The organism is Kitasatospora sp. YST-16 (genome assembly GCF_026802215.1).
GTDB classification, from domain to species: Bacteria; Actinomycetota; Actinomycetes; order Streptomycetales; family Streptomycetaceae; genus Kitasatospora; species Kitasatospora cineracea.
Window position 1 is genome coordinate 2,844,306 of record NZ_CP113837.1, and the last position, 24,010, is coordinate 2,868,315.

Sequence of the window (24,010 nt, forward strand, 5' to 3'; positions counted from 1 at the left end):
TGATGCGCCGTCATAGTTCATATCAACTCCTCATGAGGACTTAAGGACTTGAGGAGCTGATGACCTTCGGCCCTTCCGTGGGGCCGATCGGTGCCCGGGGACGTATGCCCCGGCTCAGCGAAGGAGTACCGAAGATGCGTCTCATCCCCGTGGACACGACCGGCGCGCTGGTGATGGTCGCCCAGGAGCCGCGGCCGAAGCTCAAGGACCGGCGGACCGGCGAGATGGCGATGGACACCGAGACGGGCGCCCCGCTGATGACGCTCGACGTCACCTTCGTCGCCAACGGCCAGGCCGAGATCCTGTCGCTGACCGTGCCGCAGCCCGGCCTCCCGGAGGGTCTGGTTCCTGGGACGCTGGTGGCGCTCACCAAGCTTATCGCCCGCCCCTGGGAGAACGAGTTCAACGGCCAGAAGCGCACGGGCATCGCCTTCCGCGCCGAGGCCGTCACCGCCACGATGTCCGCGCTCGTCGGCGCGAAGGGCTGATGACCGGTGTCTGCGCTGACCGCCGCTCTCCTTGAACTCGGCATCCCGGCCGCCGCCGGCACCGGGGCCGCGCTCTACGCGAAGGTGAAGCACCCGCGCGCGTACTGGTCCACGGTCGGCCTTCCGCTGACCATCGCCCGGATCCACCGCGACTACGACGCCGTGATGGAGTCCTGCGGGCTGACGGTCGAGCCCTCGTTCTGGCGTGCCATGGCCGCGCAGGCGACCAACCGGGAGAGCAAGCCCGCCGTTCCGAAGATCAAGGGCGTCCGGGGCTCGGCCACCGGCCTGCGCATCCGTCTCCGGCTCGCCCGTGGCCAGGAGACCGAGGACGTGGCCAACGCCGCCCAGCGGCTCCGGCACGCCTGGGGCGTTCACGCGGTGTACGTCTCCGAGGTCAAGCCGGGGATCGTGGATCTGCGGATCGTCGGCTACGACGTGCTCCGGGAAGTCCGGATGCCGCGCCGGACCGGCATCAAGGGTGACAGCCTGCTGCGCGTCCCGGTCGCCCAGCGTTCGGACGGTACGGCGCACGTCCGGGACTTCCGGGAGGTCGCGCACGGGTTGAACCTCGGTGCGAGCCAGTCCGGAAAGTCCATGCTGACCCGGAACCTGATCCACGGCTTGGCCGCTCAGCCGGTCGCCCTGGTCGGCATCGACTGCAAGGGCGGTATCGAACAGCGGCCCTTCGCCCCCCGCCTCTCCGCGCTGGCCACCAGCCAGGAGGAAGCTCTCGGCCTGCTGCTGGCACTGCTGATCGAGATGGACGACCGGTACGACCTGATCCGGGCCTACCAAGGCATGCCCGGCTCGGTGCCGGCGGAGGAGATGACCGCCGACGTCTGGGGCCTGCCGGAGAAGGTTCGCCCGGTGCCGATCGTGGTGTTGGTGGACGAGATCGCCGAGCTGTTCCTCGTGGCGTCGAAGGCCGACGAACCGCGCCGGAACCAGATCGTCACCGCGCTGATCCGGCTCGCCCAACTCGCCCGTGCCGCAGGCATCTTCCTGGAGATCAACGGCCAGCGCTTCGGCTCCGACCTGGGCAAGGGCGCGACCATGCTGCGCTCCCAGCTCACCGGCCGCACCGTCCACCGCGTCAACGACGTGGAGACCGCGCGCATGGGCCTCGGGGACATCTCCGAAGCGGCCATGGTCGCGGCCACCCGGATCAGCCCGACCATGCCCGGCATGGCCGTCGCCGGTGACACCTCCGGCCGGTGGTACGAGATCCGCACCCCGTACCGCTCGCTCGGCGAAGTCGCCGACCGCTGCACCAAGTTCGCGCACCTGACGCCCGACCTGTACCGCCTGGCGGCGTTCCGCCCGCAGGACACGGCGGCTTTCGGAAGCTCGGCTGACGTCCCGCCGATGCCGTCCGCCCCGCCGCTCTACGCCTCGGCTCCGATCGCCGAGTAGCACCCCACGCAAGTACGGCCGGCGTGTCCGCATCGCGCCAAGTCCCTACCCGCGCCATGCCCGAATGGAGCTGAACTCCCATGGCCCGTAAGCCCTCCATCGCCGAGATCGGGGCCTTCCTCGCCCGCGTCCGTGCCGGCGGTGACACCGGCCCGCTACTGGCCGAGAAGGCCGATCTGCTGGAGCGGATCGCCGCGAACAACCCGAACGACCGCGAGGCCGCCGAGGTGGCCCGGGACGCCCGCCGCGCCGCCGACCGGTCCAGCCGAAACCGGTAGTGCTGTGACCGCCGCATCCGCGCCCCGTGAGTGCTCCGCCTGCGAAGGCACCGGGCAGATCAGCGTCGCGGTCCACATCGGCCGGGGGAACCGCCGGCGTCAGGTCGCCGACCAGGAAGCCACCTGCCTGGACTGCCTCGGCGCCGGCACCACCTCGGACGAACCCGCCGCACAGTCGAACGGGAGGTGACCCGATGCGCCGCCTGCCCAAGCTGGACGCCGTACTGCTCCAGGCCGCGATCGCCGCCGCGCTGTCCTTCGCCCACCTGCACGACCTGGCCGAAGCCGCCGGACAGACCGGCTGGAAGGCGTGGGCCTACCCGGTCTCGGTGGACCTGCTGCTGGTCGCCGCCTGGCGTCGGCTCCGCTCCCGGGCCTCCGTCCGGCTCGCCTGGGTCTGGTTCGTGATCGCCCTCGCCGCCTCGCTCGGGGCCAACATCGGCACCGCCGGGCTGCTGGACCTCGGCCACACCCCGACCTGGCTGCGCATCATCGTCGCCGGTTGGCCCGCCGCCGCATTCCTCGGCGGAACCCTGCTGGTCCACTCCGCGGCTCACACCCCGGTCAGCGAGCCTGCGGAGTTCGAGGCCGAGGAAGACCTCCCTCCGATGTACGTCGTGGAGCCGGAACCCCAGCCCGAGCCCGAACCGGCCGCCATCGAGGAACCCGAACCGGTGCCCGCGTTGGCAGCCCCGCCCACGCCTTCGGCCCCGCCGCCCGCTTCGCCGGTCAGCGCCCCGGCTCCGGCCACGGCCACGCCCGTCCCGCCGTTCCTGCTCGACCACGCCCGCAAGCTCGCCGACGACCACCGCGCCCGGACCGGCAGCCCGATCGACGCCAGCACCCTGCGCGCCCGACTCGGCATCGCGGACCCCCTCGCCTCGGCGCTCGCCGCCGAACTGACCTGAGAGAAGCCAGAGATGACGCTCACGCTCCCGTTCGTCGCCGTCCTCGCCGTGGTCGGCTGGCTGGTCATCCGGCACACGCGCCTCCGCTGGTGGGCCGTCACCGCGCTGCTGCTGCTCGGCTTCTACCTCGCCAGCACCCCGGCCGCGCCGCTGATCGACGACACCACCCGCTCCGGCGTCGAGGTCGTCAACCGCACCGGCAGCAAGTGAGGGCCGGACGATGACGCCCACGCTGCTGCTGCCGGACTCGCTGTCGCTCACCCCCGAAGGCTCGGCCCTGGTCGCGGAGATCGAGGCGTACCTGGCCACGCTGCCCGTCCAGGCCCGCACCGTCGCGCCGTTGATCTGCACCTACGGCAGCATGGTTCAGCGGTGGAACGCGGGCTTCCCGCTGCCTCGGCTGTCCGTGCTGGACCGGCTCGCGCACCGCCCCGCCCGGCCGGTCGTCGTCAGCGTCGCGGACCACCTGCGGCTGACCTCCCGTTACCTCGCCGAATTCGGTTGGATCCAGGGCCAGTTGTGGGACGCGGCCGGCCGCGTCTGCCTCCTCGGCGCCCAGGCCGCCGTCCTGCTCAACGGCTACGGCACGCCGTACACGGTCAGCCGGGCCCGCAACCAGGTGATGGAGGTCCTGCACGCCACCGGACGGCCCGTCGCCTCCCCGGACGCCTTCAACGACGCCTCCGGCACCCGCCAGGCCGACGTGCACCACCTGCTCGACCGGGCCTCCGCCCGCGCGCTCTCCCTCGGCATCTGACCGGTCCCCGGGACGGCAGCAAGCCGCCAAGCATCCCGCCGCCCCGGAGACCTCGACCCGCTCCGGAAGGACCGCCATGGAACTCGCCCCGCTCCTCGCCGCCAGCGTCCCCCTGCTCGGCTGGACCACCCACAGCACCGTTCTCTCCCGCCGCCTGGCCACCGCCCGCCGCGACCCGCTCACCGGGCTCCTGACCCGCGACGGCTTCACCACCCGGGCCGAACGCCTCATCCGCCGGCACCCCGAGCGCACCACCGTCCTGCTGATCGACCTGGACGATTTCAAGGCCGTCAACGACACCCACGGCCACGCCGCCGGAGACACCGTTCTGACCGCCACCGCCCGCCGCCTGGCCACCTGGTGCGGCACCGACGGCATCGCCGCCCGCCTCGGCGGAGACGAGTTCGCCGCCGTCGTCCTGGACGCCGAACACCGCGTCCCCGACCTCCGCGACCAGCTCCACCACCCGGTCCCGTACGGCACCGAGCTGCTGAGCGTGAGCGCGTCCGTCGGCACCTCGCACCCGGCCACCCTGCTGCTCACCGAAGCGCTGTCGGCGGCCGACCGCCAGATGTACGCCGCCAAGCCCGGCGCCCGCACCGCGCGCCGCCGCTGAAAACGAACCGGTCCCCGGCACGGCAGCAAGCCGCCAAGCATCCCGCCACGCCGGGGACCTCAACCCTCCCCGAACCGAAGCCCGCGAAGGAGACCACCATCATGCCCCAGCACACCCGCCCCGCACGCCTGATCTGCCACAACTGCGACGGCTTCGGCCGCGCCATCACCACCGGCCACCGCCACGACGGCACCCGCACCACCACCCCGGTCAACTGCCCCACCTGCCACGGCCGGGGCACCGTCGCCCGCGCCTTCCTGCCGGCGCTCTGACATGCCGCTCTTCGACTGGCGCGACTCCCGCCACTGGGACAACAAGCCCGCCCCCTGCGGCGTCTGCACCCAGCCCACCAACCTCCGCTCCGACCGCGGCAAGCCCGTCCACAAGGTCTGCGCCGAGCAGTGGACCGAGCAGCACGCCAAGCCCGCACCCGACCAGTCCTGACCCACCCGGCCCCGGGACCGTGACCGCACCGGCCCCGGGGCCCTCGCAGGAGGTGACCCCCGTGCTCCACCCACTCCCCGCCCGCCCCGCCAACGGACTGCGTGTCCTCGACCTGTGCTGCTGCGCCGGTGGCGCCGCCGTCGGCTACCACTCGGCCGGCTTCGACGTCGTCGGTGTCGACATCGACCCGCAGCCCAACTACCCGTTCGAATTCGTCCGCGCCGACGCCGTCGAGTACGCCGCCGCCAACGCCCACCGATTCGACCTCGTCCACGCCTCCCCGCCCTGCCAGACCCACTCCACCCTCACCAAGGGCACCAACAAGGGCCGCACCTACCCCGACCTCGTCGCCCCACTGCGCGACACCCTCACCGCCGCCGGCATCCCGTTCGTCCTGGAGAACGTCCAGGGCTCCCCGCTCCGCCGTGACCTCACCCTGTGCGGCGAGATGTTCGGTCTCGGCGTCATCCGGCACCGCTACTTCGAACTCCACGGCTTCACCGTCGCCGCCCCCGCCCACCTGCCCCACCGCGGCCGCGTCGCCGGCATGCGCCACGGCAAGTGGTACGACGGCCCCTACTTCGCCGTCTACGGAGAAGGCGGAGGCAAGGGCACCGTCCCCCAGTGGCAGAACGCCATGGGCATCCACTGGACCACCGTTCGCCGAGAGATCGCCGAAGCCATCCCGCCCGCCTACACCGCCCACATCGCCCACGGCTTCCTCAACACCCTCACCGAGGCCGCCGCATGAGCGCACTCAAGGCACCTCCCATTGCCGACCTCTCCGCGCTGGCGTCGCTGGGCACCATGCCCGCGTTGGTCCGACAGCTCTCCGGGCTCGCCGGGTGCACCTCGCCGATCCGGCTCGCCGGCTGGCGAACCGAGGTCAACGGAGGGACCGGGGAGGTGCTGCACCATCTGGACTCCTCTCGCCTGCCCGCTGGCCACCTGCTGGTGCGCTGCGGCAACCGGCGGATCACCCGCTGCGCCCCGTGCGCCGAGACGTACCGGCGGGATACCTACCACCTGATCACCGCCGGGCTGGTCGGTGGCAAGGGCATCCCGGAGACCGTCGCCGCGCACCCCCGGGTGTTCGCCACCTTCACCGCCCCGTCGTTCGGCCCGGTGCATAACCGGCCTGCCTCCGGCCGTTGCAGGTGCGGCGCCGTACACGCCTCTGACGATGCCCTGCTCGGCTCGCCGCTCGCTCCCGAGACGTACGACTACGAAGCCGCCGTGCTGTGGAACGCCCACGCCGGCAAGCTCTGGGCCCGCTTCTCGATCTACCTCCGCCGGGAGGTCGCCAAGCGCGCCGGCCTGTCGCAGCGCGAGTTCCGTGAGCACGCCCGGGTCTCCTTCGGGAAGGTCGCCGAGTACCAGAAGCGCGGGGCGATCCACTTCCACGCGGTGATCCGCCTCGACGGCCCGGAAGGTGGCCACGAGCCCCCGCCGGTGTGGGCCTCGGCCGAACTGCTCACCGACGCGATCCGGGCCGCCGCCGCCCGCACCGAGATCCCGGGCCCGCTCGTCAACGGCCGTGCTCACCGGTTCGTCTGGGGCCGCCAACTCGATGTCCGCACCATCCGCAGTGCGGACTTCACCGGCCCGGTCCCGATCACGGAACGGGCGGTCGCGGCCTACATCGCCAAGTACGCCACCAAGGGCGCGGAGACCGCCACGGGCGCGCTCGACCGGCCCCTCCGGCTGCTCGCCGAAATCGCCAACCTGGAGATCCCCGAGCACGCCCGCCGACTGATCCGCACCTGCTGGACGCTCGGCGCCCGCCCCGAGCTGGAAGACCTCCGCCTCCGCGCCTGGGCCCACATGCTCGGCTTCCGGGGCCACTTCTCCACCAAGACCCGGAAGTACTCGACCACCCTCGGAGCACTCCGAGCAACCCGCGCCGCCTGGCGCCGCGCACAGACCCTCCAGCAGCTCCACGGCCCCAGTGCCCCGACTGATGAGGAGAGCACCCTCGTGCTCGCGCACTGGGCCTTCGCCGGCCGGGGCCTCAGCCGCGGCGAGTCCTGGTTGGCCGCTGCCGTCCAACCCGCACCCGGATCGGAAGGAGAACCGACCCACCATGGCTAGGCAGCAGAGGTTGACCCTCAGCGAGGTACTGGACGAGATCGGCCTCTCCCGCGCCGCGTTCTACCGGATGCGCGCCCGGGGCAAGGCACCGAAGTGCGCCAAGCTGCCGAACGGCCAGATCCGCATCACCCGCGAAGCCCTGGACGACTGGTGGGCCGAGCAGGAAGGGCGCGCGGCCTGATGGCGACTTCCTACAAGGTCCAGTTCTGGGAGCACCGCCACCGCCCGGACCGCAAGAAGCCCTACATGGTGCGCTGGACCGTGGCCGGCCGGGAGTTCTCGGAGTCCTTCCTCACCAAGACGCAGGCCGACGGCCGCAAGGCGGAGCTGATCACTGCCGCCCGTGCCGGGGAGCCGTTCAACGTGGATCGCGGGCTGCCACTCTCCGAGCTGCGCAAGGAGAAGCAGATCACGTGGTACCAGCTCGGCCGGAACTACGTGGAGAAGCGCTGGACCGGTGCGCCCGCCAAGACCCGGACGACGTGGGCCGATGCGCTGGCGACCGTCACGTTCGAGCTGGTGAAGTCCAAGGCCGGGATGCCGGACAAGCGGTTCGTCCGTCGGGCGCTCTACAGCTGGGCCTTCAACGTCAACCAGTGGTCCGAGGAACCGCCCGCAGAGGTGGAGCGCGCCCTCGCCTGGGTGGCGAAGAACTCCCTCCCGGTGTCCGCCTTCGAGGAGCCCAAGACGGTCCGCCGCCTTCTCGACGCCTTGGCCGTGAAGCTCGACGGCAAGCCGGCAGCACCCACCGTCCGCCTTCGGAAGCGGCGGATCCTGAACCACATCTTCGGCTACGCGGTGGAGGAGGGCCTGCTCGTCGCCAACCCTCTGCCGCTGGTGCAGTGGCAGCCGCCAGAGGTCGAAGAGGCCGTGGATCCGGGCGTCGTAGTGAACCCGGAGCAGGCGGCATCGCTCCTGGAGGCGGTCGGCCGGCAGGGACGGCGCGGGGCTCACCTGGTGGGTTTCTTCGCCTGCATCTACTACGCCTGGATGCGCCCGGCCGAGGTGGTGAACCTCAAGATCCAGCGATGCCAGCTCCCTGCGGAGGGTTGGGGGAAACTCGTTCTGGACGAGACCCGGCCCCGGGTCGGATCCTCCTGGACGGACGACGGCGAACCGCACGACAAACGCGGGCTGAAGCACCGAGCAGCCAAAGCGACCAGGCCCGTGCCGATACCGCCGGAGCTGGTGGCGATCCTCCGGACGCACATCGAAACGTACGGCACTGCCGCCGACGGCCGGCTGTTCCGGACCTCCCGTGGCGGCATGGTCCAGGAGAGCGGCTACGGGGTGGTGTGGAAGCGCGCCAGGGCGGAGGTGCTCTCCCCCGCCGACTGCGAGACGCCGCTCGGCAAGCGGCCTTATGACCTTCGTCACGCCGGGGTCTCGCTCGCGCTGAACTCCGGTGTAGACCCCACCGAGGTCGCCCGGCGCGCGGGCCACAGCGTGGTGGTGCTCCTGCGGGTGTACGCGAAGTGCTTGCACGGCACCGAGGACTACTCGAACGCGCTCATCTCGCAGGGGCTCGCCCGGCGGTCCAGCGCACTCCCCCGGCCGGCCGGGCCTCCGGATCCTGGTCCGTGACTGGTCCGTACGCGCTGGTCAGCAGTGAGACCAGGTGTGTGCAAGTGAGACAAAGGCCGTAAAACGGCAGCCGCACGAGAGCCACATGTCCAACTTACACACGTAGGCCCTGACCAGCATTTCTGCTGACCAGGGCCTACGTGGCTATCCGGTGGCTGGTGCAGGGTTCGAACCTGCGTAGCTTGCGCGACAGATTTACAGTCTGCTCCCTTTGGCCGCTCGGGCAACCAGCCAGGGATGGTGTCTCACGGGGTGGTGCCCCGTTCGACGTCGTAAACGATACCTGATGTTGGGGGGTGGTCTGCCACTCGGTTACGTCACGTCGTGATCAAGGTCGGCGCGCGGCTGTTGCGGGCGGGGGCGCGGGGTGCTGGATAGGCTGGGGCGTCGCCCGCCGGTGGCGGGCGGCGCGACCGTGCAGCCTGTAGTGCAAGGAGACCAACACCCATGGCCGACTCCAGTTTCGACATCGTCTCGAAGGTCGAGTGGCAGGAGGTCGACAACGCGATCAACCAGACCTCCCGCGAGATCGCCACCCGCTTCGACTTCAAGAACGTGGGCGCCGAGATCAAGCGGTCCGGCGAGAAGATCGAGATGAAGGCCAACGGCGAGGAGCGGGTCCGGGCGATCCTGGACGTGCTGCAGACCAAGTTCGTGAAGCGCGGGCTGTCGCTGAAGGCGCTGGACGCGGCGGAGCCGCAGCTGTCCGGCAAGGAGTACAAGATCTTCGCCGACATCAAGGAAGGCATCACCACCGAGGATGCCAAGAAGGTCGCGAAGATCATCCGCGACGAGGGCCCGAAGGGCGTCAAGGCGCAGGTCCAGGGCGACGAGCTGCGGGTCAGCTCGAAGTCGCGCGACGACCTGCAGGCCGTGCAGACGCTGCTCAAGGGCAAGGACCTGGACTTCGCCGTCCAGTTCGTCAACTACCGCTGAGCAGCGGCACGAACCGCCCCGGGAGGGCGCACCGGCGACGGTGCGCCCTCCCGGCGTTTCAGCGGGGGCCGGGGGCCAGGGAGCGCCGGGCGGGGTGGTCGGGAGGGCGCCGAGCAGGCCGGCGGTGTCGGGGGCGGCGGCCGGGTCAGTCCTCGGTCGGCCGGCGGCGGTACGCGTCGAGGGCGGTGGCGACGGCCGGGGCGGCGGGGCCGGTGGCGCCGAGGGCGTGCAGGACGCGGTCGAGCGGGGTGCCGTCGGCGGGGGTGAGCGGGCCGAGGGTGATCCGGCCGTCGTACCAGAGCGCGGTGCGGCGTCCGCCGGGGTGGCCCTCGTCGGTCTCGGCGTAGGCGATCGGGGCGGCCTTGGACCAGCCGGCGATCCGCAGGGCGAATCCGGAGGGGAACCGCTTGAAGCCGAAGTCCGGGGTGTTGGAGGGGTGTTGGAGCGCGTCGTGGAGTTCGTCGGTCATCGGCACCAGTGCGAGACCGTGCGGCAGGGGCGCGGGACGGGCGAGCGGGACTTCGGCCGCCACCACCGCGATCAGTTCCGACGCGGCGATCAACGCGTTCAGTTCGTATGACACCGCCCCATTCTCCGTCAGAGAAGTCATCAGGTCAGGAAAACAATCGAACTGACTATCCATCCGATATGCCGGACATCGACCGCACCCGTTCCGACCTGCCGGAACACCCTTCCGGGAAGGCGGTTCCGAAAACTGTTCGCAGGCGCTCGACGGCGTGCGCGCGCCCGCCGGTACAGCGCCGGTACGGCGCCGGTACGGCAGAGTGGGCGGGGTGACCCGTACTCCGCCGCAACAGCGCCCGGCCGCCGGTGCCAGGCCCACGCCCGAACAGCTCGCCGCCGCCCAGGACAGCACCATCGAGGACGTGGCCGCGCCCGGCCTGCGGGTGCTGTTCTGCGGGATCAATCCGGGCCTGTGGTCGGGCGCCACCGGGCAGCACTTCGCCCGGCCGGGCAACCGGTTCTGGCCCGCCCTGCACCGCTCCGGCTTCACGCCCCGGCAGCTGCGGCCGGACGAGCAGCGGGAGCTGCTCGGGTTCGGGCTCGGGATCACCAACGTGGTGGCCCGGACCACCGCGAAGGCGTCCGAGCTGACCGCCGAGGAGTACCGGGAGGGCGGTCTGGCGCTGGAGGCCCGGGTGCGGCGGCTGCGGCCGCGCACGCTGGCGGTGCTCGGGATCGGGGCGTACCGGGTGGCGTTCGGCCGGCCGCGGGCGGCGGTCGGGCCGCAGCCGGAGCCGATCGGCGGCACCGAGGTCTGGCTGCTGCCGAACCCGAGCGGCCTGAACGCGCACTACACGCTGGACGGGCTCGCGGCCGAGTTCCGGACCCTGCGCGAGCACCTGGAGCGGTCGGCGGAGTAGCGCCGCGGCCGTTACCGGCACGGGAAGGGTCGGCCCCGTCAGTCCGCCAGGAGCCGGGCCTCGAACCGGGCCCGCTCGCGCACCACGTACGCGGCGTCGGCGAGGTACTGCAGGTGGTGCCCGTCGGCCAGGTGCGAGGCGAACGCGGCGCTGCCGGCGGCGGCTTCGGCCCGCATGTGGGCGACCAGGGCGTGCAGTTGGGCCTCGATCGCGTCCACCAGGCCCGCCCGGTCGGCCCGGCCGAGCCCGTACGCGTCGCAGAACTCCCGTACCCGGGCGGCCTGTTCGTCGGGGGTGCCGAAGCCGTCGGCGTTGCCGGGCGCGGTGGTGGGCGCCCAGCGGTAGACGGCGTGGGCGACGTCCCAGATCCGGGGGCCGGGGTGGGCGGTGTCGAAGTCGATGACGCCGACCACCCGTTCGCCGTCCAGCACGCAGTTGTGCGGGGCGTAGTCGCCGTGGCAGATCACCTCGACGGGCTCCCGGGCGGGCAGCATCCAGCCCTCGGCCGTGCAGCCCGCCGTGGCGTCGTGGTACCGGCGCAGCAGCCGGGCGGCGTCGAGCAGCGCGGTGCGGGAGGCGGAGGCCGGGGTGGCCGGGTAGTTCGGGACGTCGCCGGGCAGGAAGTCCAGGACCTCCCGCCCGTCCTCGGCCAGGCCGTGGAACCGCGGGGCGGCCGTGAACCCGGCCGCCCGCAGGTGCGCCAGCAGTCGGTGCACGGCCGGCGACCACGGCCCGGTCGGCCGCAGCACCCGGTCGCCGCGCCGCTCCACCTGGTTGACCCCGCCGGCCATGAGCTCGCCGTCCGCCACCTGACACCCCTTCGACGACCTGCCGCGACCGGACGGTTCTACCCCGGGCGCCGCCGGGGCGCGAACGGTTTTCCGGTCGGCGGGCGCCGGGGCGCCGGTCGTCAGCGGGTGCCGAAGCCCCGGTCGGTGGAGACCACGTCGCGGCCGAGCGGGGTGAGCGAGATCGGGACCATCTTGAGGTTGGCCCAGCCGAACGGGATCCCGATGATCGACAGGAACAGCGGGATGCTGGTGACGATGTGCCCGAGGGCCAGCCACCAGCCGGCCAGCACCAGCCAGATCACGTTGCCCACGCAGGAGGGCGCGCCCGCGTCGTCCCGGACCACGGTGGTGCGCCCGAACGGCCAGAGCATGAAGCCCGCCAGGCGGAAGGCCGCGACGCCGAACGGGATCGTGACGATCAGCAGGAAGCAGACGATCCCGGCGACCGCGTAGCCGATCGCCATCCACAGGCCGCAGAACAGCAGCCAGATCACGTTGAGCAGGAAGTTGACCAGCTTCATGCCTCCAGGCTCGCACACCGGGGCCGGGACGGGCAGTCGGCGGCGCGGCTCCGTGGCGGCGGCGTGGCGGGCCGGGAGCTGGCGCCCTGTCACCTCCGGCCTGCGAAGAACGCCCTCTCTCGGCCGGTTCTCCGCCGCCTGAGTGGAATCCGCTGCTGGGAACCGGCCCTCGGCCCGGTGCGGCAAGGGTCATTCGGATGCCCCCCGACGCAAAGAACAGGTCATGGGTGTGGATATTGTTCGCCTCGCCTCTGGCGCGGCTGCCGGTCCGATCCGCCCGCTCCAGCGAGTCGGGTTCGTGGATTTCCTTGCGATATGAGGGGTTTGGCCGTATGCCCAGACGTTCCATCAGCCGTCGTGTCGGTCTGACCGCCGCGATCGTCGGTTCCGCCGCGCTCGTCGGCGTGAACCTCCCCGCGGCGGCCGCCGCGACCTTCTCCAATGCCACGCTCCACGTCGACGGTGAGGCCGGGCTGTGCACCGACACCGGTCCCGGCGCCGGGATGGGCAGCACGACGACGCCGTTCTGCACCATCCAGGCCGCCGTGGACTACGCCCAGCCCGGGGACACGGTGCTGGTGGAAGCAGCGGTGTACAACGAGCAGGTCACCCCGCACCGCTCCGGGACGCCCGAGCACCCGATCACGGTCAAGAGCAGTCGGACCGGCCTGCTCGGCGGCGCCTACGTGGGGGTGCCGGCCTCGGCCGAGAAGCCGTACGCGTTCGTGCTGTCCGGAGTGCACGACATCGTCATCAGCGACCTCAGCGTGTCCAGGACCCGGAAGGAGGCGGTGCTGGTCGAGAACTCGGACCGGATCACCGTCGCCCGGACCACCATCTCCGGGGCCGGCGCCCCCGGCCCGACCGTGCCGACGGCCGAGCCCGGCATCCGGGTGACGGGCACCAGCGCCGGTACCGTGATCGACCGCAGCGTGATCGGCCGCAACAGCGGTGCGAGCGTGGCCGTCGAAGCAGGGGCCACCGGCACCGTGATCACCAACAGCTCCTTCATCAACAACAGGACCGGCGGAGTGACCGCCACCGACGCGCCGGGCACCGTCGTCGCGGGCAACACCCTCGCGGGCAACTGCGGCAACGGCCTGGTGCTGGACGGTGCCTCGTCCGGCTCGGTCGTGAAGAACAACGTGATCGCGCTGAACACCAGCGGCTCCACCTGCACGACTCCGGAGGTGGACCTCAGCGTCTCCGCCGGGTCGACGGCCGGCACGACGGTGGACTACAACATCGTCTACGCGAAGGCCGGCGGCACCGGCTACTCGTGGGCCGGCACCCCGTACACCTCGCAGGGGTCCTTCGCCGCAGCCAGCGGGCAGGGCGCCCACGACATCTACGCCGACCCGAAGTTCGGGGCGAACAACGGCGCCTTCAACCTGCAGCTGATCCCCCAGCCGGGGTCCCCCGCGATCGACTCCGGCGACGCCTCCGCCCCGGGTGCCGACGGGCCGGACATCCTCGGCCGCGCCCGGGTCGATGACCCCGCGACGCCGAACACCGGCACCGGTTCCGGCATCCTCGACCGCGGCGCGTTCGAGCTCAACGACCCGCTGTCGGCCTACCTGGCCGTGACCTACCACCGGGACACCTCCCACCCCCAGCAGTTCCTGCTCGAGTCGAGCATCGACTCGTCCTGGTCCCAGGACGAGCTGACCGCCTCGCTCGACTTCGGTGACGGTTCGCCGGTCCAGACGTTCCAGGGCTCCCCCGCCCGGAGCTTCTCCGTCCTGCACGACTACCCGCGCGCCGGCACTTTCACCGCGACGCTGACCGTGACGAGCGCCGGCGGAGTCGTGAAGACGACCACCGCGCGGGTGGACGTGCCCGAGGTCCCGGCGATACAGACCGGCCTGCCCGCCGAGATCTTCACCGACCAGGGCCTGATCGACCTCGGCCTCCGCATCGACCTGTCCGTCAGCCCCTGGCCGGTGACCAAGGTGGCCGTCGACTGGGGCGACGGCCGCACCGAGGTGCAGGACCTCACCACCCAGAACTACGTGGGCCCGCGGCACCCCTACTCGGCCCGCGGCGACTACCAGGTGAAGGTGACCCTGACGGACGACCACGGCCGCGTGGGAACCAGCAGGCTGACCGCCCGGGTCTCCACCAACCGGCCGAACGACGTCCCGGTGTCCGGCCGCTGGAAGGCCGGCCCGGTCTCGATCGGCGTGTTCAACAGCGGTGCCTGGGAACTGCGTTCGGCCATCTCGCCCAACGCGGCGACGGTGAACAGGTTCGGCTTCGGCCAGAGCGGCGACAAGCCCGCGGTCGGCGACTGGGACGGCCTCGGTTACGACCAGATCGGCATCTACCGCAACGGGCTGTTCGCCCTCCAGCACGCCAACGGAACCGTCACCACGGTCGGCTTCGGCGAAGCCGGTGACGTCCCCGTCCCGGGCTACTGGGACGGCAACAAGCACGCCCAGCTCGCTATCTACCGCCCCAGCAGCCACCTCTTCGCGGTCCGCCACGACGACGGCAGCGTCAGCGCCGTCTCCTTCGGCGACCCGAACGACTTCCCGATCGTCGGCGACTGGGACGGCACCGGCCATACCCAGATGGGCATCTACCGCCCCTCCACGAAGGACTTCGCGCTGCGCCACGACAACGGCACGGTCACCGCGACGACCTTCGGCACCTACGGCAACTCCCCGGTGGTCGGCGACTGGTACAACGTCGGCCGCGCCGGTTTCGGCGTCCTCACCGGCACCGGCCGCTTCTCCCTCAACGGTTCCTACGCCAAGAAGCCCGACCTGCTGACCGACCTGTACTGATCCCGTCCCGCACCGGTGCCGTACCGGACACCGGTGGCCGGGCCGGATCACGCCACTTCGCCCCGTCGAACGGATCGACGGGGCGAAGCGGTGCGGAGCGACCGGCGGAACGGACCCGGCCCGGCCGTCGTTGCGCCGGACGGGTGTCAGGCGAGCAGCTTGTCCTTGGCCCGCTGGTACTCCTCCTCGCTCAGCGCGCCGCTGTTCCTGAGCTCGGACAGCTTCGCCAGGTCCTCCACGTGGCCGCCGCCCGCGGGGGCCGGGCCGCCCCCCGTGCCGGCCGCCTTGCGGACGTACTCCTGGAAGGCGGCGTCGGCCTGCTGGGCCTGGGCGACGTCCCGTTCGTGCATGGACCCGCCGCGGACGATCAGGTAGACCAGCACGCCCAGGAAGGGCAGCAGGATCACCAGGATCGTCCAGCCGGCCTTGGCGCCGCCGCCCATGTCGTGGCTGCGGAAGATGTCGGTGATGATCTTGAAGAGCAGGAAGAACCAGAGGATCCAGAGGAACAGCTCCAGCATCGTCCAGAAGATGTTGAGCAGCGGATAGTTGTCCATGACGCTCCGATCCCGCGTGCAGTCGGACGGCACGTCCCCGCGCCCGGGACGGCACAGGGACGAAACGATTCGTACCATCACGAAACGGGCACCGCACTCCGGGCGGCGCGGGCGTCGGCGCGGGCGTCGGTGCGGGCGTCGGTGCGGGCGTCAGTGCGGGTCGTTCTGCAGCCGGTCGAACTCGGCGATCTCCGGGTGGTGGAGGTCGAAGGCCGGGGACTCGGAGCGGATCCGCGGCAGGGTGGTGAAGTTGTGCCGCGGCGGCGGGCAGGAGGTGGCCCACTCCAGCGAGCGGCCGTAGCCCCACGGGTCGTCCTCGGCCACCCTGGGCGCGTACTTGGCGGTCCGCCAGACGTTGTAGAGGAACGGCAGGGTGGACAGGCCGAGCAGGAAGGACCCGATGCTGGAGACGGTGTTCAGCGTGGTGAAGCCGTCGCTCGCCAGGTAGTCGGCGTACCGGCGCGGCATGCCCTCGGCGCCCAGCCAGTGCTGGACCAGGAAGGTGGTGTGGAAGCCGATGAACAGCGTCCAGAAGTGGATCTTCCCGAGCCGCTCGTCCAGCATCCGCCCGGTCATCTTCGGCCACCAGAAGTAGAAGCCGGCGAACATGGCGAAGACCACCGTCCCGAACACCACGTAGTGGAAGTGCGCGACGACGAAGTACGAGTCCGAGACGTGGAAGTCGATCGGCGGCGAGGCGAGCAGGACGCCCGTCAGACCCCCGAACAGGAAGGTCACCAGGAAGCCGACCGACCAGAGCATCGGGGTCTCGAAGGAGAGCGAGCCGCGCCACATGGTGCCGACCCAGTTGAAGAACTTCACGCCCGTCGGCACCGCGATCAGGAAGGTCATGAAGGAGAAGAACGGCAGCAGGACCTGCCCCGTGACGAACATGTGGTGCGCCCAGACGGTGACCGACAGGCCCGCGATGGCGATGGTGGCGCCGATCAGACCGGTGTAGCCGAACACCGGCTTGCGGGAGAACACCGGGAAGATCTCGGTCACGATGCCGAAGAACGGCAGCGCGATGATGTACACCTCGGGGTGGCCGAAGAACCAGAACAGGTGCTGCCACAGGATCGGGCCGCCGTTGGCCGGGTCGAAGACGTGCGCGCCGAACTTGCGGTCCGCCTCCAGGCAGAGCAGCGCCCCGGCCAGCACCGGGAAGGCCATCAGCACCAGGATCGAGGTCAGCACCACGTTCCAGACGAAGATCGGCATCCGGAACAGCGTCATGCCGGGCGCCCGCAGGCAGACCACGGTGGTGATGAAGTTGACCGAGCCGAGGATCGTGCCGAAGCCGGAGAAGGCCAGGCCCATGATCCACATGTCGGCGCCGACGCCCGGCGAGTGCACCGCGCTGTTCAGCGGCGCGTAGGCGAACCAGCCGAAGTCGGCCGCGCCGTTCGGGGTCAGGAAGCCGCCGACCGCGATCAGCGAGCCGAACAGGTACATCCAGTACGCGAAGGCGTTCAGCCGGGGGAAGGCCACGTCCGGGGCGCCGATCTGGAGCGGCATGAACCAGTTGGTGAAGCCCGCGAACAGCGGGGTGGCGAACATCAGCAGCATGATCGTGCCGTGCATGGTGAACGCCTGGTTGAACTGCTCGTTCGACAGGATCTGCGTCCCCGGCCGGGCCAGCTCGGCCCGCATCACCAGCGCCAGCACCCCGCCGAACAGGAAGAAGGCGAACGAGGTGACCAGGTAGAGGGTGCCGATCTGCTTGTGGTCGGTGGTGGTCAGCCACGTCACCAGCGCCCGGCCGCGGCGCGGGCGGGAGGCCCGGCCGAAGCGGCGGCGCGGGAGCGGCTGCGGGACCGGCGGGCCGGTCGGGCCGCCCAGTTCGGCATCGCTCGGCAGCATCGTCACCGCACCGCACCTCCGGCCTCGGACTGGTCAGTGCGTTCAGCCCTACCAGCGGGGCGGGAGCGGGCGGCGGACGCTCGCCGCAGGCTCGCCCGAAGGGGTCAGCGCCCGGCCATCCGCTCCAGCCGGGCGATCCGCTCGCGCATCGGCGGGTGGGTGGAGAACAGCTTCGCGCCGCGCTCGCCGGGCCGGAACGGGTTGGCGATCATCATGTGGCTGGCGGTCTGCAGCTGCGGCTCGGGCGGCAGCGGGAGGCGCTGGGTGCCGGCGTCCAGCTTGCGCAGGGCACTGGCCAGGGCGAGCGGGTCGCCGGTGATCCGGGCGCCGTCGGCGTCCGCCTGGTACTCGCGGGAGCGGCTGACGGCCAGCTGGATCAGGCCCGCGGCGATCGGCCCCAGGATCATGATCGCCAGCATGCCGACCAGGCCCGGGCCGTCGTCGTCGTCCGAGCGGCCGACCGGGATCAGCCAGGCGAAGTTGACCAGGAACATCACCACCGAGGCGAGCGCCCCGGCCACCGAGGAGATCAGGATGTCCCGGTTGTAGACGTGGCTCAGCTCGTGGCCCAGGACGCCGCGCAGCTCGCGCTCGTCCAGCAGTTGCAGGATGCCGTCGGTGCAGCAGACCGCCGCGTTGCGCGGGTTGCGGCCGGTGGCGAAGGCGTTCGGCGCGGGGGTGGGCGAGATGTACAGCCGGGGCATCGGCTGGCGGGCCGAGGTGGAGAGCTCGCGGACGATCCGGTACAGCTGCGGGGCCTCGATCTCGCTGACCGGGCGGGCCCGCATCGCGCGCAGCGCCAGCTTGTCGCTGTTCCAGTACGCGTAGGCGTTGGTGCCGACCGCGACCAGCAGGGCCACCAGCAGGCCGGTGCGGCCGAAGAAGCCGCCGATCACCAGGATCAGTGCGGACAGACCGCCCAGCAGGACGGCCGTCCGCAATCCGTTGTGGTGGCTGTGCACTGCGGGCCCTCCTGTGGTGCCGGTGGAAGCCGTGGAGCCGCTTCCCTCTGCCGGGATCAACGCGCCGAACTGGCCGGTTCGTTCCCCTCGGCATTCGACCACAGGTCAGAACAGGCTGCCCGACACCACCTGGAGCACCAGCTGGGGAGCCACCGAGAGCACCACCGCGCCGCAGGCCGCCAGGCCCAGGGCGGCGGTCAGGGAGGCCGGGACGCGGCGCGGGCCGGCCGCCTCCGGGGCGGGCGCGGACCCGGACGCGGGCTCGGACCCGGACCCGGGCTCGGTCTCGGCGGGCGCGAACAGCAGGGCGGTCCACTTCAGGTAGTAGGCGAGCGCGACCACCACGTTCACCGCCATCACCACGGCCAGCCAGCCCAGGCCCGCGTCGACCGCCGCGCGGAACACCACGACCTTGCCGAACAGGCCGACCACGCCCGGCGGCAGGCCGGCCAGGCAGAGCAGGAAGAACGCCAGCGCGAACGCCGCCCACCGGTTGCGCCCGGCCAGGCCGCGGAAGCCGTCCAGCCGGCCGGAGCCGCCGACCAGCGCGACCGCGCCGAACGCGCCGAGGTTCACCAGGCCGTAGATCAGCGCGTACGCCACGGTCGCGCCCAGCGGCTCGGCCGAGCCCGCGTACCCGGCGGCGGCCAGCGGCACCAGCAGGTAGCCGGCCTGGCCGACCGAGGACCAGGCCAGCAGCCGGACCGCCCCGTGCGGGGTGTCGGTGCGCTGGCGCAGCGCGGCCGCGTTGCCGACCGTCATGGTGAGCGCGGCGAGGACCGCCAGCACCAGGCCCCAGGTGTGGCCGTACGGGCGGAAGGCGACGGTGGTGACCAGCGCGAGGCCGGACAGGCCGGCCGCCTTGCCGACCACCGAGAGGTAGCCGGCCACCGGGAGCGGCGCGCCGACGTAGGTGTCGGGGACCCAGAAGTGGAACGGGACGGCGGCGGTCTTGAACGCGAAGCCGACCAGGGTGAGCACCGCGCCCGCCTCGGCGAGCGGCTTCAGCTGGGCCGGGGCGTGGGCCAGTCCGTCGGCGATGCCCTGGAGCTGGATCGTTCCGGCGGCGGCGTAGACGAAGCTGACGCCGAGCAGCATCACGGCGGTCGCGGTGACCGAGGAGAGGAAGAACTTGAGCGCGCTCTCCGCGCCCCGGCCGTCCCGGCGCAGCGCGACCAGGGCGAACGCGGGCAGGGTGGCGACCTCCAGGGCGATCACCAGGGTGGCGAGGTCGCGGGCGGCGGGCAGCAGGGCGGCGCCGCAGGCGGAGGAGAGCAGCAGGAACCAGTACTCGCCGCCGGGGAGCTTCTCGTCCTCGACGGTGTGCAGCGAGAGCAGCACGGTCAGCAGCGCGCCGCCCAGCGCCAGCAGTTGGAAGGCGAGCGCGAAGTGGTCGGCGGTGTAGGAGCAGCCGCCGCTCTTGAAGCAGAAGGTGGAGCGGGTGTCGCCGACCGCCAGCGGGATCAGCGTGGCCAGCGCGGCCAGCAGGCCGGCCGCGCTCAGCAGGCCCAGCAGGCGCTTGCGGGCCGGCGGCAGGAACAGGTCGGTGACCAGCACGGCGAGGGCGGCGAGCGCGGCGATCAGCGGCGGGGCGACGGCCACCCAGTCGACGGACTGGATCAGGCCGCCCGGGTCGGCGACGGCGAGCGGCGTCAGCGGAGTCATGAGGGGCTGCCCCAGGTCGTGAGCGGTGGCCATCAGCCGCCTCCGAGGAGGTGCTTGACGGCCGGGTCGGAGAGGCCGAGGAGCAGGGCCGGCCACAGGCCCGCGAGCAGGGTGAGCGCGGCGAGCGGCGTCCAGCTGGCGGCCTCGTAGCCCTTGAGGTCGGGCAGGTCGGCGACCGGGGCGGGCTGCTCCGGGTCGCCCATGCAGACCCGCTTGACCACGACCAGCAGGTAGCCGGCGGTCAGCAGGGTTCCGAGGCCGGCCAGCACCATGTAGGTGACGAACGCGGGCCGGGAGAGCCCGGCGGCCGGGTCGAACGCGCCGTACATGGCGAGCAGTTCGCCCCAGAACCCGGCCAGGCCCGGCAGGCCGAGGCTGGCCACGGCGGCGAACGCGAGCAGGGCGCCGATCCGCGGGGCGCGGCCGTACAGGGCGGCGCCGGTGGCCCCGGCGAGGGTGTCGAGGTCGGCGGTGCCGTAGCGGTCCTTGACGGCGCCGACCACGAAGAACAGCAGGCCGGTGATCAGGCCGTGCGCGATGTTGGCGAACAGCGCGCCGTTCAGGCCGGTCGGGGTGAGCGAGGCGATGCCGAGCAGCACGAAGCCCATGTGGCCGACCGAGGAGTACGCGATCAGCCGCTTCAGGTCGCCCTTCGCGCCCGGCCGGGCCAGGGCCAGGCAGGCGAGCGAGCCGTAGACGATGCCGACGGCGGCGAACGCGCCCAGGTAGGGGGCGAAGGTCGCGGTGCCGTCGGGGACGACCGGCAGCAGGACCCGGACCAGGCCGTAGGTGCCCATCTTGAGCATCACGCCGGCCAGCAGCACCGAGCCCGCAGTGGGGGCGGCGGTGTGCGCGTCGGGCAGCCAGGAGTGCAGCGGCCAGGCCGGGGCCTTCACGGCGAGGCCGACCAGGATCGCCAGCGCGGCGATCAGCTGGGTGGTGTGGGACAGGCCGCTGCCGTGGGCGGCGGCGAGCTTCACCATGTCGAAGGTGCCGGCGTTGACGCCGATCAGCAGGAAGCCGAGCAGCATCACGGCGGAGCCGAGCAGGGTGTACAGGATGAACCGGTTGGCGGCCGCGACCTTCCGCCCGCTGCCCCAGCGCGCGATCAGGAAGTACATCGGGATCAGCACGATCTCGAAGGCCAGGAAGAACAGCACCAGGTCGAGCACCGCGAAGGTGGCCAGCATGCCGGTCTCCAGCAGGAGCAGCAGGCCGGTGAAGGCCCGGCCGCCGGGGCCCGCGGGGAGCTTCTTCACCGAGTACAGCGCGCACAGGAAGGTGAGCAGCGCGGTGAGCACCAGCAGCGGCAGCGAGATGCCGTCGGTGCCCAGGTGCAGGCGGACGTCCAGGGCGGGGATCCAGGACACGTCGGTGACGGCCTGCATCCGGCCCGGGTCGCCGTGGTCGAAGCCCGCGGCGAGGGCGACCGCCAGCAGCAGGGTGCCGCCGGTGACGGTGGTGCCGAGGCGCAGCGCCTGCTTGTCGCCGATCGGGGCGAGCGTCAGGGCGGCGCCGAGCAGCGGCAGGGCCAGGAGGGCGATGAGGACCGCGTTCATCGGGGGCTCCAAGGTCGTGCCGGGACGGGGAGGTGAGGACGGGTCATGAGCCGACCGCCACCAGGACGGCGAGCAGCACGGCCCCGGCCAGCAGCGCGTTCAGGTAGCCCTGGGCGTTGCCGGTCTGGGCGAAGCGGACGGCGCGGCCGAGCCAGCCGGGGGCGGCGCCCGCCCCGCGCACGTACGTCTCCACCACGGCGCGGTCCAGGAAGCGGACCAGCCGGGCGGCGGCCCGGGTGGGCCGGACGAACAGCGCGCTGTACAGGCGGTCGACGCCGAAGCCGTGCTGGGCGGGCCCGTACAGCGGGCCGAGCAGCAGGCGGCCGGGGTCGGCGGCGGCCGGGGCGGCGGGGGCGGTGAGCGTCTCGGCGGCGGGCGGGCCAGCCTGCGGGGGCACCCGGGCGGGCTGGACGGCGGCCCGGGCGTTGACGGTGCGCCAGGCCGCCCAGCCGATCAGCAGGCCGGCCAGCGCGGTGCCGGTGCCGAGCACCATGGTCTCGGAGCCGGGGCGCAGCGGTTCGCCGTCGAGCAGTGCGGGCAGCCAGTCGGAGCGCAGCCCGAGCAGGCCGAAGCCCATGGTGGGCACGGCCAGCACCCACAGCGGCCAGCGCATCGCGGCGGGTTCGGCGTGCGCCGGGTCGGCCTCGTCGATCTCCGGGGAGTACGGGGCGCCGGCGGGGGCGGCCACCGGTGTCACCGGCTTGGCGTGGAAGGCGACCAGCCAGAGCCGGGCGGCGTAGGCGGCGGTGAGCAGCGCGGTGAGCAGTCCGGCGACCAGCACCGTCCAGCCCGCGGCGGCGGGGACGGCCGAGGCGGGGCCGAGGCGGCCGGTGAGGGCCTCGCCGTGGGCGGCGTGCTCGGCGGCGGTGAGCACCGACTCCTTGGAGAAGAAGCCGGCGAACGGCGGCAGGCCGACCAGGGCGACCAGGGCGATGCCCATCGTCCAGTAGGCGTCGGGGACGCGGTGGCGCAGGCCGTCGATCCGGGACATGGCGCTGATCGAGTTGGTGTGCGCGGCGTGGATGACCACGCCGGCGGTGAGGAACAGCAGGGCCTTGAACGCGCCGTGGCCGACCAGGTGGAACACCGCGGCCTGCCGGTCGCCGGAGGCCAGCGCCCCGGCCATGTAGCCGAGTTGGCCGACCGTGGAGTAGGCGAGGACGCGCTTGAGGTCGTCCTGGGCGAGCGCGCACAGCGCGGAGCCGACCATGGTGACGGCGGCCATCACGGCCAGCACCAGCAGCGCGGCGGAGGACAGCAGGAAGACCGGCAGCAGCCGGGCGACCAGGTAGATGCCGGCGGCGACCATGGTGGCGGCGTGGATCAGCGCGGAGACCGGCGTGGGGCCGGCCATCGCGTCCGGCAGCCAGGTGTGCAGCGGGAACTGGGCGCTCTTGCCCGCGACGCCCGCGAGCAGCAGCAGCGCGATCAGGGTCGGGTGGTCGAGGCCGCCGCCGGTGGCGGTGCGCAGCACCTCGGTGATCCGGAAGGTCCCGGCGTCGGCGCCGAGCAGGAACAGGCCGAACAGGAACGGGACGTCGCCGAGCTTGGTGACCAGGAACGCCTTGAGCGAGGCGCTGCGGGCGTCGGCGGTCTCCCAGTGGTGGCCGATCAGGAAGTACGAGCAGATGCCCATCACCTCCCAGCCGACCAGCAGCACGATCAGGTCGCCGGAGTAGACGACCAGGAACATCGCGGCGGTGAACAGCGAGACCAGGGCCGCGTACGAGGGGTAGCGCGGGTCGTCCTTGAGGTACGCGGTCGAGTAGACCTGCACGCAGGTGGCGACCAGGCCGACCAGCACCGAGATCAGCGAGGAGAAGCCGTCCAGGTGCAGGGCCAGCGAGATCTCGGGGCCGCCGGTGGGGGCGAGCCGGGTGGCGGCGTCCAGGGTGGCGCCGGTGCCCAGTTGCAGGGCGGTGACCAGGGCGAGCACGGCGGAGACCGCGACCGGCAGCACCGCCAGCGGGCGGGCCAGGCCGGGGTGGCGGCGGCCGGTGGCGAGGCCGGCGGCGGCGCCGAGCGCGGGCAGCACGGGGACGAGGATCGGCAGCGCGAGGTTCATCGGGCGAGCTCCTCGGGGTCCGCCTCGTGGCGGTCGCCGAGCGCGGTGACCTCGTCGACGGCGGCGGTGCGGCGGGTGCGGTAGACCAGCAGCACGATGGCCAGGCCGAGGCCGATCTCGGCGGCGGCGATGGTGATGGTGAACAGGGTGAGCGCCTGGCCGGCGTGCAGGGTGTCGCGCAGCCAGACGTCGAAGGCGACCAGGTTGAGGTTGACGGCGTTGAGCATCAGCTCGACCGACATCAGCACCAGGACGACGTTGCGCCGGGCGAGCACGCCGTACACGCCGACGCTGAACAGCAGCACGGCGAGGACGGCGGGGTAGGCGAGGTGCAC

The 24,010-nt window shown here is 72.1% G+C and carries 26 protein-coding genes and 1 tRNA gene; 16 read left to right on the forward strand and 11 right to left on the reverse strand.

Annotated elements, in window-relative coordinates; genetic code table 11:
- Nucleotides 1-134: 134 nt before the first annotated feature.
- The 13 genes from OU787_RS12840 (at nucleotide 135) to OU787_RS12900 (ending at nucleotide 8,582) form a co-directional block, all read left to right on the forward strand.
- Nucleotides 135-488 carry an SCO3933 family regulatory protein gene (locus OU787_RS12840; RefSeq protein ID WP_268659389.1) on the forward strand — a complete coding sequence of 118 codons (354 nt, stop codon included), beginning with the start codon at nucleotides 135-137 and terminating at the stop codon, nucleotides 486-488.
- Between the two features lie 6 nt (nucleotides 489-494).
- Nucleotides 495-1,904, forward strand: a complete 1,410-nt coding sequence (locus OU787_RS12845) for an FtsK/SpoIIIE domain-containing protein (protein ID WP_442788459.1) — start codon at nucleotides 495-497, stop codon at nucleotides 1,902-1,904.
- Nucleotides 1,905-1,984: 80 nt separating this feature from the next.
- Nucleotides 1,985-2,182: a hypothetical protein gene (locus OU787_RS12850; RefSeq protein WP_268659390.1), complete on the forward strand. Its 198-nt coding sequence runs from the start codon at nucleotides 1,985-1,987 to the stop codon at nucleotides 2,180-2,182.
- A 194-nt stretch (nucleotides 2,183-2,376) separates the two neighbouring features.
- The gene (locus OU787_RS12855) at nucleotides 2,377-3,090 is read left to right on the forward strand and encodes a DUF2637 domain-containing protein (RefSeq protein ID WP_268659391.1); all 714 of its coding nucleotides are present in this window, start codon (nucleotides 2,377-2,379) and stop codon (nucleotides 3,088-3,090) included.
- Between the two features lie 12 nt (nucleotides 3,091-3,102).
- Entirely contained in the window at nucleotides 3,103-3,300 is a 198-nt protein-coding gene (locus OU787_RS12860) for a hypothetical protein (RefSeq protein WP_268659392.1), read from the forward strand.
- Nucleotides 3,301-3,310: 10 nt separating this feature from the next.
- A complete protein-coding gene (locus OU787_RS12865) occupies nucleotides 3,311-3,847 on the forward strand; it encodes a DUF6197 family protein (protein ID WP_268659393.1) in 537 nt (178 codons plus the stop codon).
- A 76-nt stretch (nucleotides 3,848-3,923) separates the two neighbouring features.
- Entirely contained in the window at nucleotides 3,924-4,463 is a 540-nt protein-coding gene (locus OU787_RS12870; protein ID WP_268659394.1) for a GGDEF domain-containing protein, read from the forward strand.
- 101 nt (nucleotides 4,464-4,564) lie between these two features.
- Entirely contained in the window at nucleotides 4,565-4,735 is a 171-nt protein-coding gene (locus tag OU787_RS12875) for a hypothetical protein (RefSeq protein ID WP_268659395.1), read from the forward strand.
- A gap of 1 nt (nucleotide 4,736) precedes the next feature.
- Nucleotides 4,737-4,907 carry a hypothetical protein gene (locus OU787_RS12880; RefSeq protein WP_268659396.1) on the forward strand — a complete coding sequence of 57 codons (171 nt, stop codon included), beginning with the start codon at nucleotides 4,737-4,739 and terminating at the stop codon, nucleotides 4,905-4,907.
- Nucleotides 4,908-4,968: 61 nt separating this feature from the next.
- A complete protein-coding gene (locus OU787_RS12885) occupies nucleotides 4,969-5,658 on the forward strand; it encodes a DNA cytosine methyltransferase (protein ID WP_268659397.1) in 690 nt (229 codons plus the stop codon).
- Nucleotides 5,655-6,998, forward strand: coding sequence for a replication initiator (locus tag OU787_RS12890; RefSeq protein ID WP_268659398.1), 1,344 nt, complete (start codon nucleotides 5,655-5,657; stop codon nucleotides 6,996-6,998). Before OU787_RS12885 ends, OU787_RS12890 begins: the two co-directional genes overlap by 4 nt.
- Nucleotides 6,991-7,179 carry a helix-turn-helix transcriptional regulator gene (locus OU787_RS12895; protein ID WP_268659399.1) on the forward strand — a complete coding sequence of 63 codons (189 nt, stop codon included), beginning with the start codon at nucleotides 6,991-6,993 and terminating at the stop codon, nucleotides 7,177-7,179. The genes OU787_RS12890 and OU787_RS12895 overlap by 8 nt, the downstream gene beginning before the upstream one ends.
- Before the next feature lie 65 nt (nucleotides 7,180-7,244).
- Complete coding sequence (locus OU787_RS12900) at nucleotides 7,245-8,582, forward strand: tyrosine-type recombinase/integrase (RefSeq protein WP_327059374.1); 1,338 nt, start codon at nucleotides 7,245-7,247, stop codon at nucleotides 8,580-8,582.
- Between the two features lie 152 nt (nucleotides 8,583-8,734).
- Here the strand turns inward: OU787_RS12900 and OU787_RS12905 are convergent.
- Nucleotides 8,735-8,815: transfer RNA gene (locus tag OU787_RS12905), tRNA-Tyr, on the reverse strand.
- 214 nt (nucleotides 8,816-9,029) lie between these two features.
- Here OU787_RS12905 and OU787_RS12910 point away from each other — a divergent pair.
- On the forward strand, nucleotides 9,030-9,518 hold the full coding sequence (locus OU787_RS12910) for a YajQ family cyclic di-GMP-binding protein (RefSeq protein WP_030462146.1): 489 nt from the start codon (nucleotides 9,030-9,032) through the stop codon (nucleotides 9,516-9,518).
- A 145-nt stretch (nucleotides 9,519-9,663) separates the two neighbouring features.
- Here the strand turns inward: OU787_RS12910 and OU787_RS12915 are convergent, their stop codons facing one another.
- Nucleotides 9,664-10,101, reverse strand: coding sequence for a hypothetical protein (locus OU787_RS12915; protein ID WP_030462145.1), 438 nt, complete (start codon nucleotides 10,099-10,101; stop codon nucleotides 9,664-9,666).
- A gap of 211 nt (nucleotides 10,102-10,312) precedes the next feature.
- Between OU787_RS12915 and mug the strand changes: the two genes are divergently transcribed.
- The gene (gene mug, locus OU787_RS12920) at nucleotides 10,313-10,903 is read left to right on the forward strand and encodes a G/U mismatch-specific DNA glycosylase (RefSeq protein WP_268659400.1); all 591 of its coding nucleotides are present in this window, start codon (nucleotides 10,313-10,315) and stop codon (nucleotides 10,901-10,903) included.
- A 38-nt stretch (nucleotides 10,904-10,941) separates the two neighbouring features.
- Here the strand turns inward: mug and OU787_RS12925 are convergent, their stop codons facing one another.
- Nucleotides 10,942-11,712, reverse strand: coding sequence for a phosphotransferase (locus OU787_RS12925; protein ID WP_268659401.1), 771 nt, complete (start codon nucleotides 11,710-11,712; stop codon nucleotides 10,942-10,944).
- A 101-nt stretch (nucleotides 11,713-11,813) separates the two neighbouring features.
- The gene (locus OU787_RS12930; RefSeq protein WP_030462142.1) at nucleotides 11,814-12,215 is read right to left on the reverse strand and encodes a YccF domain-containing protein; all 402 of its coding nucleotides are present in this window, start codon (nucleotides 12,213-12,215) and stop codon (nucleotides 11,814-11,816) included.
- A 332-nt stretch (nucleotides 12,216-12,547) separates the two neighbouring features.
- Here OU787_RS12930 and OU787_RS12935 point away from each other — a divergent pair, with 332 nt between their 5' ends.
- On the forward strand, nucleotides 12,548-15,004 hold the full coding sequence (locus tag OU787_RS12935; RefSeq protein WP_268659402.1) for a PKD domain-containing protein: 2,457 nt from the start codon (nucleotides 12,548-12,550) through the stop codon (nucleotides 15,002-15,004).
- Nucleotides 15,005-15,150: 146 nt separating this feature from the next.
- Here the strand turns inward: OU787_RS12935 and OU787_RS12940 are convergent, their stop codons facing one another.
- The 7 genes from OU787_RS12940 to nuoK form a co-directional block, all read right to left on the reverse strand.
- Nucleotides 15,151-15,561, reverse strand: coding sequence for an SHOCT domain-containing protein (locus tag OU787_RS12940; protein ID WP_030462140.1), 411 nt, complete (start codon nucleotides 15,559-15,561; stop codon nucleotides 15,151-15,153).
- 150 nt (nucleotides 15,562-15,711) lie between these two features.
- Nucleotides 15,712-17,424: an aa3-type cytochrome oxidase subunit I gene (ctaD, locus tag OU787_RS12945; protein ID WP_268661858.1), complete on the reverse strand. Its 1,713-nt coding sequence runs from the start codon at nucleotides 17,422-17,424 to the stop codon at nucleotides 15,712-15,714.
- 104 nt (nucleotides 17,425-17,528) lie between these two features.
- A complete protein-coding gene (gene htpX, locus OU787_RS12950; RefSeq protein ID WP_268659403.1) occupies nucleotides 17,529-18,386 on the reverse strand; it encodes a zinc metalloprotease HtpX in 858 nt (285 codons plus the stop codon).
- Between the two features lie 105 nt (nucleotides 18,387-18,491).
- Nucleotides 18,492-20,084: an NADH-quinone oxidoreductase subunit N gene (locus OU787_RS12955; protein ID WP_442788460.1), complete on the reverse strand. Its 1,593-nt coding sequence runs from the start codon at nucleotides 20,082-20,084 to the stop codon at nucleotides 18,492-18,494.
- Entirely contained in the window at nucleotides 20,084-21,610 is a 1,527-nt protein-coding gene (locus tag OU787_RS12960) for a complex I subunit 4 family protein (protein WP_268659404.1), read from the reverse strand. Before OU787_RS12960 ends, OU787_RS12955 begins: the two co-directional genes overlap by 1 nt.
- Nucleotides 21,611-21,653: 43 nt before the next feature.
- A complete protein-coding gene (locus OU787_RS12965; protein WP_268659405.1) occupies nucleotides 21,654-23,675 on the reverse strand; it encodes an NADH-quinone oxidoreductase subunit 5 family protein in 2,022 nt (673 codons plus the stop codon).
- Nucleotides 23,672-24,010: an NADH-quinone oxidoreductase subunit NuoK gene (gene nuoK / locus OU787_RS12970; RefSeq protein WP_035956402.1), complete on the reverse strand. Its 339-nt coding sequence runs from the start codon at nucleotides 24,008-24,010 to the stop codon at nucleotides 23,672-23,674. Before nuoK ends, OU787_RS12965 begins: the two co-directional genes overlap by 4 nt.

Coding starts and splice junctions, on each gene's coding strand:
- OU787_RS12940 (WP_030462140.1), bottom strand. CDS start 15,561: ATGGACAACTATCCGCTGCTCAACATCTTCTGGACGATGCTGGAGCTG.
- OU787_RS12900 (WP_327059374.1), top strand. CDS start 7,245: ATGGTGCGCTGGACCGTGGCCGGCCGGGAGTTCTCGGAGTCCTTCCTC.
- OU787_RS12895 (WP_268659399.1), top strand. CDS start 6,991: ATGGCTAGGCAGCAGAGGTTGACCCTCAGCGAGGTACTGGACGAGATC.
- OU787_RS12955 (WP_442788460.1), bottom strand. CDS start 20,084: ATGGCCACCGCTCACGACCTGGGGCAGCCCCTCATGACTCCGCTGACG.
- OU787_RS12910 (WP_030462146.1), top strand. CDS start 9,030: ATGGCCGACTCCAGTTTCGACATCGTCTCGAAGGTCGAGTGGCAGGAG.
- OU787_RS12865 (WP_268659393.1), top strand. CDS start 3,311: ATGACGCCCACGCTGCTGCTGCCGGACTCGCTGTCGCTCACCCCCGAA.
- OU787_RS12855 (WP_268659391.1), top strand. CDS start 2,377: ATGCGCCGCCTGCCCAAGCTGGACGCCGTACTGCTCCAGGCCGCGATC.
- OU787_RS12965 (WP_268659405.1), bottom strand. CDS start 23,675: ATGAACCTCGCGCTGCCGATCCTCGTCCCCGTGCTGCCCGCGCTCGGC.
- OU787_RS12875 (WP_268659395.1), top strand. CDS start 4,565: ATGCCCCAGCACACCCGCCCCGCACGCCTGATCTGCCACAACTGCGAC.
- OU787_RS12880 (WP_268659396.1), top strand. CDS start 4,737: ATGCCGCTCTTCGACTGGCGCGACTCCCGCCACTGGGACAACAAGCCC.
- OU787_RS12890 (WP_268659398.1), top strand. CDS start 5,655: ATGAGCGCACTCAAGGCACCTCCCATTGCCGACCTCTCCGCGCTGGCG.
- OU787_RS12930 (WP_030462142.1), bottom strand. CDS start 12,215: ATGAAGCTGGTCAACTTCCTGCTCAACGTGATCTGGCTGCTGTTCTGC.
- OU787_RS12860 (WP_268659392.1), top strand. CDS start 3,103: ATGACGCTCACGCTCCCGTTCGTCGCCGTCCTCGCCGTGGTCGGCTGG.
- ctaD (WP_268661858.1), bottom strand. CDS start 17,424: ATGCTGCCGAGCGATGCCGAACTGGGCGGCCCGACCGGCCCGCCGGTC.
- OU787_RS12850 (WP_268659390.1), top strand. CDS start 1,985: ATGGCCCGTAAGCCCTCCATCGCCGAGATCGGGGCCTTCCTCGCCCGC.
- OU787_RS12960 (WP_268659404.1), bottom strand. CDS start 21,610: ATGAACGCGGTCCTCATCGCCCTCCTGGCCCTGCCGCTGCTCGGCGCC.
- OU787_RS12935 (WP_268659402.1), top strand. CDS start 12,548: ATGCCCAGACGTTCCATCAGCCGTCGTGTCGGTCTGACCGCCGCGATC.
- OU787_RS12870 (WP_268659394.1), top strand. CDS start 3,924: ATGGAACTCGCCCCGCTCCTCGCCGCCAGCGTCCCCCTGCTCGGCTGG.
- OU787_RS12840 (WP_268659389.1), top strand. CDS start 135: ATGCGTCTCATCCCCGTGGACACGACCGGCGCGCTGGTGATGGTCGCC.